The organism is Actinomycetospora lemnae, from assembly GCF_028737315.1.
In the GTDB taxonomy this organism is placed as follows: domain Bacteria; phylum Actinomycetota; class Actinomycetes; order Mycobacteriales; family Pseudonocardiaceae; genus Actinomycetospora; species Actinomycetospora lemnae.
In genome coordinates, this window is sequence record NZ_JAQZAO010000001.1 from 285,517 (window position 1) to 299,738 (window position 14,222).

At 74.5% G+C, this 14,222-nt stretch carries 16 protein-coding genes; 9 read left to right on the plus strand and 7 right to left on the minus strand.

Annotated features, from left to right (window positions below):
• The first annotated feature begins 44 nt into the window (after positions 1-44).
• From PGB27_RS01350 to PGB27_RS01360, 3 genes are all read left to right on the plus strand, one after another.
• Positions 45-1,043 carry an AraC-like ligand-binding domain-containing protein gene (locus PGB27_RS01350; RefSeq protein ID WP_274198533.1) on the plus strand — a complete coding sequence of 333 codons (999 nt, stop codon included), beginning with the start codon at positions 45-47 and terminating at the stop codon, positions 1,041-1,043.
• Positions 1,044-1,172: 129 nt separating this feature from the next.
• Positions 1,173-1,514, plus strand: a complete 342-nt coding sequence (locus tag PGB27_RS01355) for a hypothetical protein (protein ID WP_274198534.1) — start codon at positions 1,173-1,175, stop codon at positions 1,512-1,514.
• Positions 1,515-1,718: 204 nt separating this feature from the next.
• Positions 1,719-2,471, plus strand: coding sequence for a GAF and ANTAR domain-containing protein (locus PGB27_RS01360; RefSeq protein WP_274198535.1), 753 nt, complete (start codon positions 1,719-1,721; stop codon positions 2,469-2,471).
• Between the two features lie 119 nt (positions 2,472-2,590).
• Here PGB27_RS01360 and PGB27_RS01365 read toward each other — a convergent pair whose 3' ends face one another.
• On the minus strand, positions 2,591-2,788 hold the full coding sequence (locus PGB27_RS01365; protein ID WP_274198536.1) for a hypothetical protein: 198 nt from the start codon (positions 2,786-2,788) through the stop codon (positions 2,591-2,593).
• Between the two features lie 351 nt (positions 2,789-3,139).
• Between PGB27_RS01365 and PGB27_RS01370 the strand changes: the two genes are divergently transcribed.
• The 3 genes from PGB27_RS01370 to PGB27_RS01380 all read left to right on the plus strand — a co-directional run bounded on the left by PGB27_RS01370 (position 3,140) and on the right by PGB27_RS01380 (position 5,298).
• On the plus strand, positions 3,140-4,453 hold the full coding sequence (locus tag PGB27_RS01370; protein WP_274198537.1) for a hemolysin family protein: 1,314 nt from the start codon (positions 3,140-3,142) through the stop codon (positions 4,451-4,453).
• A gap of 141 nt (positions 4,454-4,594) precedes the next feature.
• Positions 4,595-4,954 carry a GNAT family N-acetyltransferase gene (locus tag PGB27_RS01375; protein ID WP_274198538.1) on the plus strand — a complete coding sequence of 120 codons (360 nt, stop codon included), beginning with the start codon at positions 4,595-4,597 and terminating at the stop codon, positions 4,952-4,954.
• Positions 4,951-5,298, plus strand: coding sequence for a UBP-type zinc finger domain-containing protein (locus PGB27_RS01380; protein WP_274198539.1), 348 nt, complete (start codon positions 4,951-4,953; stop codon positions 5,296-5,298). Before PGB27_RS01375 ends, PGB27_RS01380 begins: the two co-directional genes overlap by 4 nt.
• A gap of 7 nt (positions 5,299-5,305) precedes the next feature.
• Here the strand turns inward: PGB27_RS01380 and PGB27_RS01385 are convergent, their stop codons facing one another.
• Together PGB27_RS01385 and PGB27_RS01390 are read right to left on the minus strand one after the other, a co-directional pair.
• Positions 5,306-6,073, minus strand: coding sequence for an FAD-binding oxidoreductase (locus PGB27_RS01385; protein ID WP_274198540.1), 768 nt, complete (start codon positions 6,071-6,073; stop codon positions 5,306-5,308).
• Positions 6,048-6,659, minus strand: a complete 612-nt coding sequence (locus tag PGB27_RS01390) for a sulfite oxidase-like oxidoreductase (RefSeq protein ID WP_408629986.1) — start codon at positions 6,657-6,659, stop codon at positions 6,048-6,050. Before PGB27_RS01390 ends, PGB27_RS01385 begins: the two co-directional genes overlap by 26 nt.
• Positions 6,660-6,857: 198 nt before the next feature.
• Between PGB27_RS01390 and PGB27_RS01395 the strand changes: the two genes are divergently transcribed.
• The 3 genes from PGB27_RS01395 (at position 6,858) to PGB27_RS01405 (ending at position 10,075) form a co-directional block, all read left to right on the plus strand.
• Positions 6,858-7,268: a GlcG/HbpS family heme-binding protein gene (locus tag PGB27_RS01395; RefSeq protein WP_274198541.1), complete on the plus strand. Its 411-nt coding sequence runs from the start codon at positions 6,858-6,860 to the stop codon at positions 7,266-7,268.
• A 72-nt stretch (positions 7,269-7,340) separates the two neighbouring features.
• Complete coding sequence (locus tag PGB27_RS01400; protein ID WP_274198542.1) at positions 7,341-8,387, plus strand: LLM class flavin-dependent oxidoreductase; 1,047 nt, start codon at positions 7,341-7,343, stop codon at positions 8,385-8,387.
• Entirely contained in the window at positions 8,387-10,075 is a 1,689-nt protein-coding gene (locus PGB27_RS01405; protein WP_274198543.1) for a class I adenylate-forming enzyme family protein, read from the plus strand. The genes PGB27_RS01400 and PGB27_RS01405 overlap by 1 nt, the downstream gene beginning before the upstream one ends.
• Here PGB27_RS01405 and PGB27_RS01410 read toward each other — a convergent pair whose 3' ends face one another.
• The 4 genes from PGB27_RS01410 to PGB27_RS01425 form a co-directional block, all read right to left on the minus strand.
• Positions 10,076-10,891, minus strand: a complete 816-nt coding sequence (locus PGB27_RS01410; protein ID WP_274198544.1) for an oxygenase MpaB family protein — start codon at positions 10,889-10,891, stop codon at positions 10,076-10,078.
• On the minus strand, positions 10,888-12,024 hold the full coding sequence (locus tag PGB27_RS01415) for an acyl-CoA dehydrogenase family protein (protein WP_274198545.1): 1,137 nt from the start codon (positions 12,022-12,024) through the stop codon (positions 10,888-10,890). The genes PGB27_RS01410 and PGB27_RS01415 overlap by 4 nt, the downstream gene beginning before the upstream one ends.
• 16 nt (positions 12,025-12,040) lie before the next feature.
• Complete coding sequence (locus tag PGB27_RS01420; protein WP_274198546.1) at positions 12,041-12,781, minus strand: GntR family transcriptional regulator; 741 nt, start codon at positions 12,779-12,781, stop codon at positions 12,041-12,043.
• 95 nt (positions 12,782-12,876) lie between these two features.
• A complete protein-coding gene (locus PGB27_RS01425; protein WP_274198547.1) occupies positions 12,877-14,217 on the minus strand; it encodes an MFS transporter in 1,341 nt (446 codons plus the stop codon).
• Between the last annotated feature and the right edge of the window lie 5 nt (positions 14,218-14,222).

Sequence of the window (14,222 nt, forward strand, 5' to 3'; positions counted from 1 at the left end):
ACCCGCCGTCGACCCGCTGCCCTCCTCCCCTCCGGGAGCCGCCCGTGGCGACCACCGCCCGCCCCGTGGGTCCGTTCCTCCGGCCCCGCACGGTGACGCGCGCGCCCGCACCCGGCGAGGTCCGCGGGCAGGCCGACCGCATCGACGGCTGGCGCGACCTCCTGCGCGAGCACTTCGTGGCCCTCGACGTGCACACCCGCCGCGACGCGCGCTTCGACGGCGCGGTGCGCAGCAGCCTGCTCGGGCACCTCGCGGTGGCGACCGTCGACTCGACCGCGCAGGAGTGCGTGCGCACGCCGGGCCTCGCGCGCGACGACGACGACTACCTGCAGGTCGGCCTCATCGCCCGCGGCGAGGCCGTGGTGCGCCAGGACGGGCGCGAGGCCCTGCTCGGCCCCGGCGCCTACACGATCTACGAGACGGCGCGGCCGTTCGCCTGGCGCTTCACGGGCGACTGGCGGCTGTTGGTGTTCACCTGGCCCCGCGACCTCGTGGGCATCGACCCGGGCACCTCCCGGGCCGCCACGGCGCGCGCGCTGGGCGGCGACCGCCTCGGCGGCATCGTCGGGCGCACGCTCGCCGACGTCGTCACCGCGCCGCCCGAGCTCTCCCCCGCCGCCGGCGGGCGCCTCGCGACCGAGCTCGCCGACCTCGTCGGCACCGTCGCCGGCGAGGTCCTGCACCGCGACGAGCTCCCGGGCTCGCGCGCGGCCGCGGCCCTGCGCGCCCGTGTGGAGGCCTATGTCGCCGAGCACCTCGAGGACCCCGACCTGGGCCCCGAGACCATCGCCCGCGCGCACTTCGTCTCGACCCGCCAGCTGCACCGCGCCTTCGCCGAGGCGTCGACGACGGTGGGCAGGCTGGTGCGCCGGCGGCGCCTCGAGCACGGGCAGCGCGCGCTCGCCGACCCGCGGCTCGCCGACCTCTCGGTCACCGACGTGGCGCTGCGCTGCGGGTTCGCCGACCTCGCCGCGTTCAGCCGCGCGTTCAAGGACACCTTCCACGAGCCCCCGAGCACCTTCCGCCGCCGTCACTCCGGGTGACCACGGGCGCGCGGAGAGAATTCCCTGCTCGACGCGGAACATCCGGCCCCGCCCGCACCGTCACAGGACCGAACGCCCACCGGAGAGCCACCGGGCCGGGCACCGATCCGCACCGAGAGCGAGCACGCCATGAGCACCGACACCAGCGCCTCCGACCGCCACTTCGCCGCCGACGGCAACATCTACGAGGCCGACGGCACCGTGGTCGGCACCTACCAGCTCGACGAGCACGGGCACCTCGCCTCCACCTCCACCGACGAGGACGGCGACGGTCGCGTCGACACGGTCGTCGCCGACACCGACCACGACGGCACCTTCGAGACCGGCGTCGTGGACACGAACGCCGACGGCTACGGCGAGACGGTCATGATGGACACGGACAACGACGGCGACTTCGACACCGCGGCGATCGACACCGACGCCGACGGCACCTTCGAGACCGTCCGCACCGACCCCGACGGCTTCGCCTGATCCCCCGCCCCCTCGTGAGCACTTTCCACGGCTATAGCCGTGGAAAGTGCTCACGAGCGTTCCGGGACCCCTCCGGACGGTGCCGGGTGACCTGTGGGTAGGTTCTCCCGGCCAAGCAACGGTGGTTGAGACGCTCACGCCACCGGAGGAGCTGCCCCGGCCGGCGCGCGCCCGCGCCCGGGGTCGTCCCCCTGGAGTGAGCGCATGACCGTCGGCGACCCCGCCCGCACCCCGCGTCCGTCGGCCCACGCCGACCCCGTCCTGGGCGCCGTCGCGGGCGTGCTGCACCGGTTCGCCGAGGAGCCCGCCGCGGCCGCCGCCGACCTGGACGACGCCGTCTGGACCGCCGCCGAGCAGGCCCTGACCGCGATGCCGGGCGTCGCCGGCCACGGGGTGACGCTCGTGCGCGCCGGCACGCTCGTCTCGCTGCGGCGCGACGTCGCCCGCTTCACCCCGCTCGAGGACGTCCAGTCCTCCTCCGGGCTCGGCCCCGTGCCGCTGGCGCTGCGGGAGCGCCGGGTCGTCCTGGTCAGGACCGAGGACGAGGCGGCCGGCCGCACCTGGCCGCCCTACGCCGCGTGCGCCGACGAGCTCGGCGTCCACTCCTGCCTGGTCGTCCCGCTCACCGCGGGCGACGACGTGCTGGGCAGCCTCAACCTCTACGCGACCGACCCGGCCGCCGACCTGCGGGCCGCCCGCCCCGTCGCGACCCTCGCCGCCGACCTCGCCTCGACCGCGCTCACGGCCCTCGCCCGCCAGACCGCGATGGCGAAGCTGACCGACGAGCTGCGCACCGCGCTGGAGTCCCGCGCGGTCATCGAGCAGGCGAAGGGCCTGCTCATGGCGCGCGGCAACTCGGACGGCGAGGCGTTCGCGCTGCTGCGGCGCCTCTCGCAGAACCACAACATCAAGCTGCGCGAGGTCGCCGCGCTCGTCGTCGACCTCGGCCGCGCCTGACCCGGATCACACCGACGGTCGGGACACGCCCGCGGCGTCGGGCGTGACGCCGGACGACGTGCTCGCCGGCCGTGTCGTGTCCACCGCCGACGAGCGCGCCGTCCTGCGCGAGGGGTGACCTACTCCCAGGTCTGGTGCCGCTTGTACTGCGCCACGATCTCGTGGGGCAGCGGGCCGTTCGCCGGCACCGCCAGACCCTTCTGCCGGGCCCACATGCGGGCCGCCTCCACGAACCCGTGGACGTTGCCCTGCCGCACGGGCTCGTCGGCGTCGTGCCGCTCCCGCGGGGCGGTCGGTTCGCGCTTCTCGTCGGACATCCGCACACCTCCGATGACTCGTCGTCACCGTCGCTGCGACCCGGCGGTCGCCGGACCGCTGTGACCCAGGTTACCCGCGTGCGGCGGCGCGCAGCCCCGCCCACCGGCTTCGGTCGCCGCGGTCCCGGTGCGTGCTCGACCGGGCACCCCGCGAGTTCTCCCTGGTCGACGCGGACGCGGCCTCGGCGTCGCGCTGCTGCGCCACGAGGTGCTGGGCGATCCCGCCCCGTCCCCGCCGGCGACGGCACCCGCGCCGAGATCGAGGCCGCCCTCACGGTCTGAGGGTGGCCTGGACGCCCTGACCCGGGCCACCCGACGAGTCCGATACCTCCGGACTGTCAGGATCGCGGGGTGGACGTCGCGCTCGAGATCGGGCTGGTACTGCTGTTCGTCCTGATCGGGGGCTTCTTCGCCGCCGCCGAGATCGCGCTGGTGTCGCTGCGCTCCGGGCAGGTGTCGGCGCTGGCCGAGAGGGGGGCCCGCGGCCGGGCGGTCGCGCGGCTGCGCGGCGACTCCAACCGCTTCCTGTCCGCGGTGCAGATCGGCGTGACGTTCACCGGGTTCTTCGCCTCGTCCTACGGCGGCGCCACGCTCGCCGGGCGTCTCGAGCCGGGCCTGGAGGGGATCGGGCTGCCCGTCGCGCTCGCGGCGACGCTCGCGCTGGTCCTCGTCACCGCGTTCGTCTCGTACCTGTCGCTGGTCGCGGGCGAGCTCGTGCCCAAGCGGCTCGCGCTGCAGAAGCCGGAGGCCGTGGCGCTGACGACGGCCCCGGTGCTCGACCGCCTCGCGTCGCTCACCCGCCCGCTGATCTGGCTGCTCTCGGTGTCGACGAACGCCGTCGTGCGCGTGCTGGGCGTCGACCCCAAGCAGACCGAGGACGAGGTCAGCGAGGACGAGCTGCGCGACATGGTCCGCACCACGAGCACGCTCACCGACGACGAGCGCCGCCTGCTCACCGACGCCTTCCAGGCCACCGACCGCGTCATCAGCGAGGTCATGGTGCCGCGCACCGAGGTCGACTTCCTCGACGCCGAGCTGACCGCCGCGGAGGCCGTCGTGCAGGTCTCCGACCGGCCGCACTCGCGCTACCCGGTGATCGGCGAGTCGGTCGACGACGTCCTGGGCTTCGTCCACGTCCGCGACCTGCTCACCGCGCACGTCACCGCCGCGGGCACCTCGCCGCGCCTGCGCGACATCGTCCGCACCGTGACGGTGCTGCCGGGCAGCAAACCCGTGCTCGACACGCTGTCGCTGATGCGGCGCGGCGGCGGGCACCTCGCGGTCGTCATCGACGAGTACGGCGGCACCGACGGGATCGTCACCGTCGAGGACCTCGTCGAGGAGATCGTCGGCGAGATCCGCGACGAGTACGACCCCAAGGCCGTGCCCGCGCGCCCCCTCGACGACGGCACCTACGAGGCCGACGGCCTGCTCCACCGCACCGACGTCGAGGAGCAGACCGGCATCGAGCTGCCCGACGGCTCCTTCGACACCCTCGGCGGCTTCGTCCTGCAGGAGCTGGGGCGGACGCCCCAGGTCGGCGACGTCGTCGAGGATCTCGACCACCGCTTCGCCGTCACCGCCGTCGACGGCCTGCGGGTCGCACGGGTCCGGATCACGCCGCTGGTGCGCGAGGACGCCCGCGAGGAGTCCGCGGACCAGTGATCGCCGGGCCCTGACCCCGGACCGTGACCCCGGACCGTGACCCCGGACCGTGATCCCGCGGTGCCGCAGCTCACCGACGCCTGTTGCGCCCGAGGAGCAGGATGGGCGGTGGTCGGGGAACGGGCGCGCACGAGGAGAGCGATGGACGACACGGGAGACGTCGGCGCTGACACCACCGTCCAGGAGGACCAGGGGCGCGGGGCGTTCGTGCTGCACGTGGACAGCGCCGAGGCCGGGCACGTCGACGTCCGGCGGCGGAAGGACCGGATCGTCCTCGTCCACACGGAGGTCGACGAGGCGTACGGCGGCCGGGGGCTCGCCGGGCGGCTCGTGCGGGCGGTGTTCGAGGCCGCGCGGTCCGAGGGGGTCGCCCTCGTCCCGCTGTGCCCCTACGCGCAGCGGTGGCTGGGGTCCCACCCCGAGTACCTCGCCGACGTCCCGCTGCAGACGCGGCAGGAGCTCGGCCTTCCGGAGCCGGAGATGGCGGGAGAGGAACAGTGACGACCCAGCAGGAGATCGACCCGCACGCCGAGCCCTCGGGGACGGGGTGCCTGGAGTGCGAGCAGAACGGCGGGTGGTGGTTCCACCTGCGCCGCTGCGCGGCCTGCGGCCACATCGGGTGCTGCGACTCGTCGCCGATGCAGCACGCGACGCGGCACGCCCGCGAGCAGGGCCACCCGATCCTCACGAGCTTCGAGCCCGGCGAGGACTGGTTCTTCGACGACCGCGACGGCTCCGTCGGCCACGGCCCGGTGCTCGCCGGCGCCCAGAACCACCCCGAGGACCAGGGCGTCCCCGGGCCCGCGGGGCGCGTGCCGGAGGACTGGCAGCGCAGGCTGCACTAGCGGGGGCTCAGCCCGTCGGGCCGAACCGCTCCACGCGGATCGTCCCGGCGGGCTGGCCGGCGTCGACGAGCAGCGTCTCCATCGCGCCGGTGAAGCGCGCCGAGCCGCAGAGGTACACCGTGGCCTCCGGGTCGACGAGCGCGGCGACCGCGGACATGTCCAGGCGCCCGGCGTGCGGCTCGCCCGGCGACCGGGTCAGCGCGATGTGGGCGCCGGCGGCCTCGAGCTCGTCGGCGTAGGGCAGGCGGTCGCGGGTCGTCGCGCTGACGGCCAGGCGCAGCCGCTCCGTGCGGCCGACGTCGTGCGCGTGCCGCAGCATCCCGACCAGCGGGGCGACGCCGCTGCCGCCGCCGATCCCGATCGCCCGCGTGTACCCGCTCCAGACGAACCAGCGCCCGATGGGCCCGCGGACCTCGAGGTCGTCGCCGGGCTCGACGACGTCGGCGAGGTAGGTCGACACCTCGCCGTCGTCGATGCGCTCGACGAAGAGCTCCACGAGGTCGTCGGCGGGCGCGGAGGCCACCGAGTAGGAGCGCTGCGCGGTGTACCCGTCGGGCGCGCGCAGGCGCACGACGTAGTGCTGACCGGGGTGGTGCTGGACGCGCTCGGGCACCGCGAGGCGCAGCACGACCGCGTCGACCGCCGGGTGCGCGACCTCGACGACCCGCGCGTCGCGCCACTTCGCCGCGGCCCGCCGGTCGTTCGGGCCGCCGGGGCGGTCGTCGGGGACCCCGATGTCGTCCGGCTCGTCAGTCCCCGTCGAAGCGCTGCTCACGCCAGGGGTCGCCTCGCTCGTGATAGCCGTTCACCTCCCAGAAGCCGGGCTCGTCGTGGTCGAGCAGGGTGATCCTCTCGATCCACTTCGCGGACTTCCAGAAGTAGAGGTGCGGCACGAGCATCCGCACCGGCCCGCCGTGCTCGCGGGTCAGCGGCTTGCCCTCGTGCTCCCACACCAGCCACGCCTTGCCGCCGCGCACGTCGTCGAGGGGCAGGTTGGTGGTGTAGCCCGTGGTCGAGCGCTCCACGATGTACTTCGCCTCGTCCTGGACGCCCACCGCGTCGAGCAGGGTGTCCAACGAGATGCCGGTGAAGTTCGTGTCGAGCTTCGACCACGTGGTGACGCAGTGGATGTCGCCGGCGTAGACCGACGGCGGCAGCAGCCGCAGCTCGCGCAGCGTCCAGGTGGTCGGGGTGTCGACGAGCCCGTCGACGGTGACGGTCCACGTGTCGGCGTCCACCCGCGGCGTCGCCTCGGCCGTCAGCACCGGCCACCCGGCCCCGACGTCGTACTGCCCGGGCGGCAGCCGCGGGTCGCGCTCCCGCCGGCGTCCGAGGAACCCGCGCGTGGTCGCCACGATCATCACTCCGTCTCGGCCGCGTCCGTGTGACTCACCGTCGACAGTAGTGAACGACCGGTCCTCCTGGCGTCCCCCGGACGACGCGGTCCTGGAGGACCCCGGTGACGCTGCGGGGATCGACGGCCGCCCGAGGTCGCGCGACGATGGACGGTGGCGTCGACCCCACGGCGTGGCCCGGCCGCCGTGCGGAGAGGACCCACCATGCGCTCCATCGAGACCGTGACCCTGGACGACGCCCGCCGCGTCATCGCCGCCGGCGAGGAGGAAGCGGCGCGGCAGGGCCAGCCGATGAACATCGCCGTCGTCGACGCGGGCGGCGTCCTCGTCGCGCACATCCGTCAGGACGGGGCGTGGATCGGCAGCGTGGACGTGGCCATCAACAAGGCGTTCAGCGCGCGGGCGTTCGACGTCTCCACCCAGGGCCTCGCCGACAACGCCCAGCCCGGCGGACAGTTCTACGGCATCCAGGACTCGAACCACGGCCGCATCATGATCTTCGCGGGCGGCGTGCCGCTGATGTCCGGGGAGGCCGTGGTGGGCGCCGTCGGTGTCAGCGGCGGGACCGGCGAGCAGGACCAGGCCGTCGCCACCGCGGCGGCCGCCGCCCTCTGAGCCGTCGGGGGAACACCCCCGGGCCGAGGGTCGTTGCCCCGATCACCGGACCCCGCCGGAGGGAGAGCTGCCGTGCCCACGCCCGACGTCCCGCTCGAGAAGCTGGGCTTCCTCACCCTCGGACTCTTCGACGGCGACGACCCCGGTCCCGGCATGGAGTCCACGCTGGCGGTCATCGAGCTGGGCGAGCAGCTCGGCTTCGACAGCGCCTACCTGCGCCACCGCCACTTCCAGACCGGCATCTCCTCCCCGATCGCGATCATGGCGGCCGCGTCGCAGCGCACCTCGCGCATCGCGATGGGCACCGCGGTCACGCCGCTGGGCTGGGAGAACCCGCTGCGCATGGCCGAGGACCTCGCCACCGTCGACATCCTGTCGGGCGGGCGCCTCGAGCCCGGCTTCTCCGTGGGCCCGCCGATCCACTGGGAGGACGTCAAGGACGCCCTCTACCCCGACACCGCTGACCGCGAGGACCTCACCTACGAGCGCGTCGCCCGCCTGCTGCGGATGGTGCGCGGCGAGCCGGTGAGCACGTTCTCCGGCACCGCGGGGTTCGAGGAGTTCTCCGCGCGGGTCGAGCCGCACTCCCCCGGGCTCGCCGACCGCATCTGGTACGGCGCGGGCAGCAAGCGCTCGACGCAGTGGGCCGCCGAGCAGGGCCTCAACCTGCTGACCAGCAACATCATCAAGCCCGAGCAGAGCGACCTCGAGACCGACGGCAGGTGGGACTTCGCCGCGATCCAGCAGCGCCAGATCGCCCTGTTCAAGGCGCACCACCCCGACGGCGAGGCGGCGCGCGTGTCGCAGGGGCTCGTCGTCATCCCCACCGACTCGGCGACGCCCGAGCAGCGCGCGAAGTACGAGGCGTACGTCGAGAAGCGCACGCCGCGCACCGCCGCGCCGATGGGCCCGCCCGGGCCGGGGCTGCTCGCCGCACCCGACGTGCTGGGCACCTCGGACGAGGTCGCCGAGAAGCTCTACGCCGACGCCGCGTTCCGGGAGGTCCGCGAGGTCGTGTTCGCGCTGCCGTTCACGTTCGAGCACGAGGACTACGTCCAGATCCTCACCGACATGGCGACGAAGCTGGGGCCGGCGCTGGGCTGGAAGGCCGCGGCCTAGTGGCCGACCACGCCGACGAGGTCGGGCTCGGCCCGGTCCTCGCGGAGCTCACCGCGCCCGGCGGGGAGTTCGCGATGGTGTCGACGACCGTCGACGGCGTCGCGATGCGGGTCCACGAGCGCGGTCCCCACACGCTGCGCGAGCTGTACCTGTCCTCGCCCGCGCCGGACGACCGCGTCGCGACGGTCTACGGCCACGAGCGCACGAGCTACGCCGAGCACCGCCGCCTCGTCGCCGGGCTCGCGACGTGGCTGGTCGACGGGCAGGGACTGGCGCCCGGCGACCGGGTCGCCGTCGCGATGCGCAACGTACCCGAGTGGCCCGTGGCGTTCTGGGCGGCGATGGTCGCGGGCCTGGTGGTCGTGCCGCTCAACGCCTGGTGGACCGGCGACCAGCTCGCCGGCGCGATCTCGCACGCGCAGGCCCGGGTGGTGATCGCGGACCCCGAGCGCGTCGGGGCACTGCGCGATCACCACGACCTGCCGCCGGTCGTGCGGGTGCGGGGCGAGGGCCCGACGCCACCCGGGGTGCGGTCGTGGGACGACGTCCTGCGCCCGTCCGACGGCCCGCTGCCCGCCGTCGACGTGACCCCGGACGACCCGGCCACGATCATCTACACCTCCGGCACCACGGGCGCGCCGAAAGGCGTCGTCGCCACCCACCGCAACCACGTCACCAACGCGCTCAACGTCGCGTGCCTGGGCCGTGCGAACCACCTGGCCGCGGCGCGGCGCGGCGAGCCGGTCCCCGCGCCCGCCCGGCCCGGGACGCTGCTGGCCTACCCGATGTTCCACATCGCCGGGCTCAACGGGCTCTACGGCGCCGTGCTCTCGGGCGCCACGCTCGCGCTGCTGCACCACTGGGACCCCGACGAGGCCCTGCGCCTCATCGCGACCGAGCAGCTCACCAACGCCTCGGGCGTCCCGTCGGTCCTGCGCGACGTCGTCGAGCTCGCCGTCGAGCACCCGCAGGAGACAGCGTCCCTCACCCGCATCGCGATGGGTGGCGCGCCCATCCCGCCCTCGCTCGTGCGGCGCGTGGCCACCGAGCTCGCCGGACGCGCCTCGGCGGCCAACGGGTACGGCGCGACGGAGACGACGTCGGCGGTGTGCGCCAACACCGGCGCCGACTACGCCGCGCACCCCGACAGCGTCGGACGTCCGGTGCCCGGCACCGAGCTGCGGGTCGTCGACCCGGCGACCGGCGACGAGGTGGGCGAGGGCACCGTCGGCGAGCTGTGCTTCCGCGGCCCACAGATCATGCGCGGCTACTGGCGCAACCCCGAGGCCACCGCCGCGGTGCTGCGCGACGGGTGGCTGCACAGCGGCGACCTCGGCCTGGTCCGCGACGGGTGGGTGTACGTCGTCGACCGCGCCAAGGACGTCGTCGTGCGCGGCGGGGAGAACGTGTTCTGCGGGGAGGTCGAGGCCGCACTGCTCGCGCAGCCGGGCGTCCTCGAGGCCGCGGTGGTCGGCGTCCCGCACCCGCGTCTCGGCGAGGACGTGGCCGCCGTGCTCGTCGCCGAACCGGGCGCCGCGCCCGACACGCCGGCGCTGCAGGACGCGCTGGCCGCGGTGCTGCCCGGGTTCGCCGTGCCGGGCACGGTGATCTGGCGCGGCGAGCCGCTGCCCCGCACCGCGACCGGGAAGATCCTCAAGGACACGCTGCGCCGCGAGCTGGCCGGCTGATCACACGAGCGGCCGTCCGAGCGCGCGGCGCACGCGCAGGTCGGTGAGCGCCGTCGAGTACGGCGCCCGGCGCAGCGGCGCCGGGAGCCGGTGCACCACCGCGCCGAGCCGGCGCATCCGGGCCTCGAACCGCGCCTGGTCCGCGTCCGACCACGCGAGACCCAGCAGCGAGCGGAACGGCTCGTGCAGGAAGCCGGTGGTGAGGAACGTCCGCGACGGCTCGGTCGCCCGGCGCACCGGTGCGGGCAGGAAGTCGCCCCGCAGCAGCCGGTGGAGGTGCGCCCGCACCGCGTCGTCGATGCGGACGTGGCGCAGGCCGTCGTCCCACGCACCGTCGAACGCGTCCCGGTCGGCCGGCCACTGCTCGGGCCGCATCTGCAGCGTCGTCCCGAGCGTCGCGCACTGCCGGTACACCGGGTCCGGCAGCCGCATCCCGGGGGCGCCGGCGAGCAGGCCCCAGGTGTCCTCGAACGCCCGGTAGAGGCAGAGCGCCACCCAGCGCTGCAGGTCCGGGTCGAACGCGTCGTAGTCGACGGGGCTCTGCGCCGTCGCGTGCACGTGCGCGTGCGACCGGCCGACCGCCCGCCGGTAGTCCGCGCGCTCCTCGTCGGTGCCGAGCAGGGCGACGGCGAGGTAGGCGGTGGTCGTCCGGAAGCGGTGCAGGGGGTGGAGCAGGACGTTGCCGGAGTCGACCCGGCTCTCGGCGACCCCGTGACCGACCCCCGGCCACGAGAGCTCCATGACCACGTTGGCGGTCGCCGAGAGCACGACGGGCCCGAGCACGAGGTCCGCCGCGCCGCGCGGCGGCGGGATCACAGCCCGAGCGTCTTGCCGATGATGTCGCGCTGGATCTCGCTCGTGCCGCCGTAGACCGTCGAGACCACGCTCTGGCGCAGCAGGCGCTCCATGCCGTACTCGGTGGCGTAGCCGTAGCCGCCCAGCATCTGCATGCCCTCGAGCGAGAGGTGCTTGGCGAGCTCGGTGGCCTTGAGCTTGGCCATCGACGCCTCGCGCGGGAACAGCGCGCCCGGGTTCTCGTCGATGGTGCGCGCGGTGTCGTGCACGAGCAGCTTGAGGGCCGCGAGCTCGGTGGCGTTGTCGGCGATGCGGTGGCGCAGCGCCTGGAAGGTGCCGATCGGCCGGCCGAACTGCTGGCGCTCCTTGACGTAGGCCAGCGTGTCGTCGAACGCGCGGCGCGCGAGGCCGAGCATGAGCCCGGCGAGGATCATGCGCTCGAGGTTGAGCCCGGCCATGAGCTGGCGCCAGCCCTGCCCCTCGGTGCCGACGACGGCGTCGGCGGGCAGGTGGCAGTCGGTGAAGTAGAGGTCGTTCACCTCCTTGCCGCCCATCGTCTCGATGCCGTGGATCTCGAGGCCGTCCGCGTCGGTGGGGACCATGAACATCGTCAGGCCCTCGTGCTTGCCGCCCTCGGTGGAGGTGCGCGCGACGAGCAGGATGTGCTTCGAGATGTGGGCGTTCGAGCACCACGTCTTCTGGCCGTTGACCACCCAGCCGTTCTCGGACTTCTCGGCCTTGCAGGTCAGTCCACCGACGTCGGAGCCGGCGCCGGGCTCGGACATCGAGATGGCGAGCAGCTCGCCGTTGATCACGTCGCCCAGCAGCTGCCGCTTCTGCTCCTCGGAGCCGCTGCGCTCGAGGGCGGCCGCGGTGATGATCGTCGTGCCGAAGCCGCCGATGGGGATCTGGTGGTACGAGGTCTCCTCGAGGAAGACGAGCAGGTCCGTCATCGACCCGCCGGAGCCGCCGTACTCCTCGGGCAGGGCGATGCCGAGCCAGCCCTGGTCGGCCATCTTGCGGTAGATCGCCATCGAGTGCGGGCCCTCGGCGGTCAGCTCGTCGCGGCGCGCCTTGTCGGGCACCTCGCGACGGGCGAACTCGCCGATGGCGTTCGCGAGGTCCTGCTGCTCCTCGGTCAGGGTGACGGGCATCGTCGGCCTCCTGTGGCTAGCTCTCGTCCCAGAGGCCGACGGCCTCGAGGTGGGCGAGGAGGAGGTCGCGCCCGTCGAGGACGTGGCCCTCCATCGCCGCCCGTGCGGTCTCGGCGTCGCCCGACGCGAGGGCGTCGAGCAGCGTGCGGTGCGCGGCGACGGTGGCGGTGCGCCAGGCCGCGCGGCCGGTGTAGAAGCGGGGCGGCAGGTAGTGCGCGGCGCGCCCGACGAGCCACGCGAGCTTGCGCGCCCCGCCGGCGCGGTTGAGCGCGGCGTGGAAGCGGCCCTCGGCGAGGGCGAGGTCTTCCGGCAGACGGAGCGGAGCGGAGCTCGACCCGTCGACGCCGTCGACGCCGGGGTCGCCGGGGTCGCCGGTCTCGATGAGCGCGTCCACCTCGGCGGCCCGCGCTCGCAGCGTCGCCAGCCCCTCGGCGTCCAGCGACCCGGCAGCGCGGGCCGCGAGCTCGCCGGTGAGCTGGGCCTGGACCGCGAACAGGTCGACGACGTCGGCGCGGTCCAGCGGCGCCACGACGAACCCGCGGCGCGGCAGCGCCCGCACCATGTCGTCGGCGCGCAGCGCCTGCAGCGCCTCACGCACGGGCGTCGGGCTGACGCCGAGCTCGACGGCGAGGCGGTCGGGCCGCAGGAACGTGCCCGGTCGCAGGACCCCCGAGAGGATCCGCTCGCGCAGCTGCAGCGCCACCTGCTCGGGCAGCGCGGGGGCGTCACCGAGCAGCGCCGCCCCGGTCCCGGTCACGATGCTGGACCATATCCTATGGGATTTGGCGTGGACAGGGTCGGCGAGCGGGCAGGGGCCGAGACCGCCTCACCCGCGGGAGATCGCCGAGGGGGTCAGGCGGGTGTCCGCACCGGCGTGCGCGTGCCCGCGCGCCGCACGAGCCGGTCGGCGGCGACGGCGCCGAGGCCGGAGACCAGGGTGATGAGGACGAGGTAGCCCGCTGCCCCGGCCATGCCCAGCGGCGAGGCGAGCAGCAGCGTCGTGAAGATCGGGGCGAGGGCGCCGCCGACGATCGAGCCGAGCTGGTAGCCGACCGACGCGCCGCTGTAGCGCACCTCGGTGGGGTAGCACTCCGCAGCGAGCGCGGCCGACGGCCCCCACATCGGTGCCGACGCCCACCGGGCCGCGGCCACGGCGACCGCGATGAGCAGCAGCGACCCGCTCGCGAGCAACGGCAGGAACAGCGCGGCGACGACGGCCGTGGCGAGGCTGCCGATGACGATCGTGCGCGACAGGCCCCAGCGGTCGGCGCCCGCCGACACCCACAGGATCAGCGGCACCTCGAGCACCGCGACGACGAGCACGATCGCGATCAGCGGCGCCCGGGGCAGGCCGAGGCTGCTGGTGCCGTACTGGATGGTGTACGTCGCGGCCATGTAGCCGATGCCCGTGATGCCGGTGAACATCGCGATCCCGCACAGGACCTGCGGGAAGTGGTGGCGCAGCACCGACGCCAGCGGCAGCGCCATCGACCCGGTGCGCTTCACGGCGACGAACTCCGAGCTCTCCTCGATCCGCAGCCGCACCCACAGCCCGACCAGCACGAGGACCGCGCTGAGCAGGAACGGGACGCGCCAGCCCCACGACGAGAACGCCTCGGCGGGCATCGACGCCGCGAGCACGAGGAAGATCGCGTTCGAGGCGATGAGCCCGATCGGCACCCCGAGCTGCGGGAAGCTGCCGTAGAACGCCCGCTTCGACTCCGGCGCGTGCTCCACCGAGATCAGCACCGCGCCGCCCCACTCGCCGCCGACCGCGAAACCCTGCACGAGGCGCAGCACGACGAGCAGGACCGGGGCGAGCGCGCCGACCGCGGCGTACGTCGGGAGCAGGCCGATGAGGGTCGTCGCGACACCCATCGTCACCAGGGTCGTGACGAGGGTGGCCTTGCGCCCGATGCGGTCGCCGAGGTGCCCGAAGACGATGCCGCCGATGGGCCGCGCGATGAACCCGACCGCGAACGTCGCGAACGCGGCGAGCGTGCCGGTCAGCGAGGAGACCTGCGGGAAGAACTGCGGCGCGAACACCGTCACGGCCGCGAGGCCGTAGATGTAGAAGTCGTACCACTCGATCGACGTGCCGACGAGGCTCGCGAGCGCGACCTTGCGGACCTCGCGTCCGGAGCGGGCGGTGGGGGCGGGATCGGACGGAGTGGCGGTCGGGTCCTCGGCCATGGGCG

What these genes read in the sequence shown, in the direction of transcription:
- PGB27_RS01355 (WP_274198534.1), top strand. Translation starts at nt 1,173, where the DNA reads ATGAGCACCGACACCAGCGCCTCCGACCGCCACTTCGCCGCCGACGGC.
- PGB27_RS01415 (WP_274198545.1), bottom strand. Translation starts at nt 12,024, where the DNA reads ATGCCCGTCACCCTGACCGAGGAGCAGCAGGACCTCGCGAACGCCATC.
- PGB27_RS01365 (WP_274198536.1), bottom strand. Translation starts at nt 2,788, where the DNA reads ATGTCCGACGAGAAGCGCGAACCGACCGCCCCGCGGGAGCGGCACGAC.
- PGB27_RS01390 (WP_408629986.1), bottom strand. Translation starts at nt 6,659, where the DNA reads ATGATCGTGGCGACCACGCGCGGGTTCCTCGGACGCCGGCGGGAGCGC.
- PGB27_RS01360 (WP_274198535.1), top strand. Translation starts at nt 1,719, where the DNA reads ATGACCGTCGGCGACCCCGCCCGCACCCCGCGTCCGTCGGCCCACGCC.
- PGB27_RS01375 (WP_274198538.1), top strand. Translation starts at nt 4,595, where the DNA reads ATGGACGACACGGGAGACGTCGGCGCTGACACCACCGTCCAGGAGGAC.
- PGB27_RS01425 (WP_274198547.1), bottom strand. Translation starts at nt 14,217, where the DNA reads ATGGCCGAGGACCCGACCGCCACTCCGTCCGATCCCGCCCCCACCGCC.
- PGB27_RS01395 (WP_274198541.1), top strand. Translation starts at nt 6,858, where the DNA reads ATGCGCTCCATCGAGACCGTGACCCTGGACGACGCCCGCCGCGTCATC.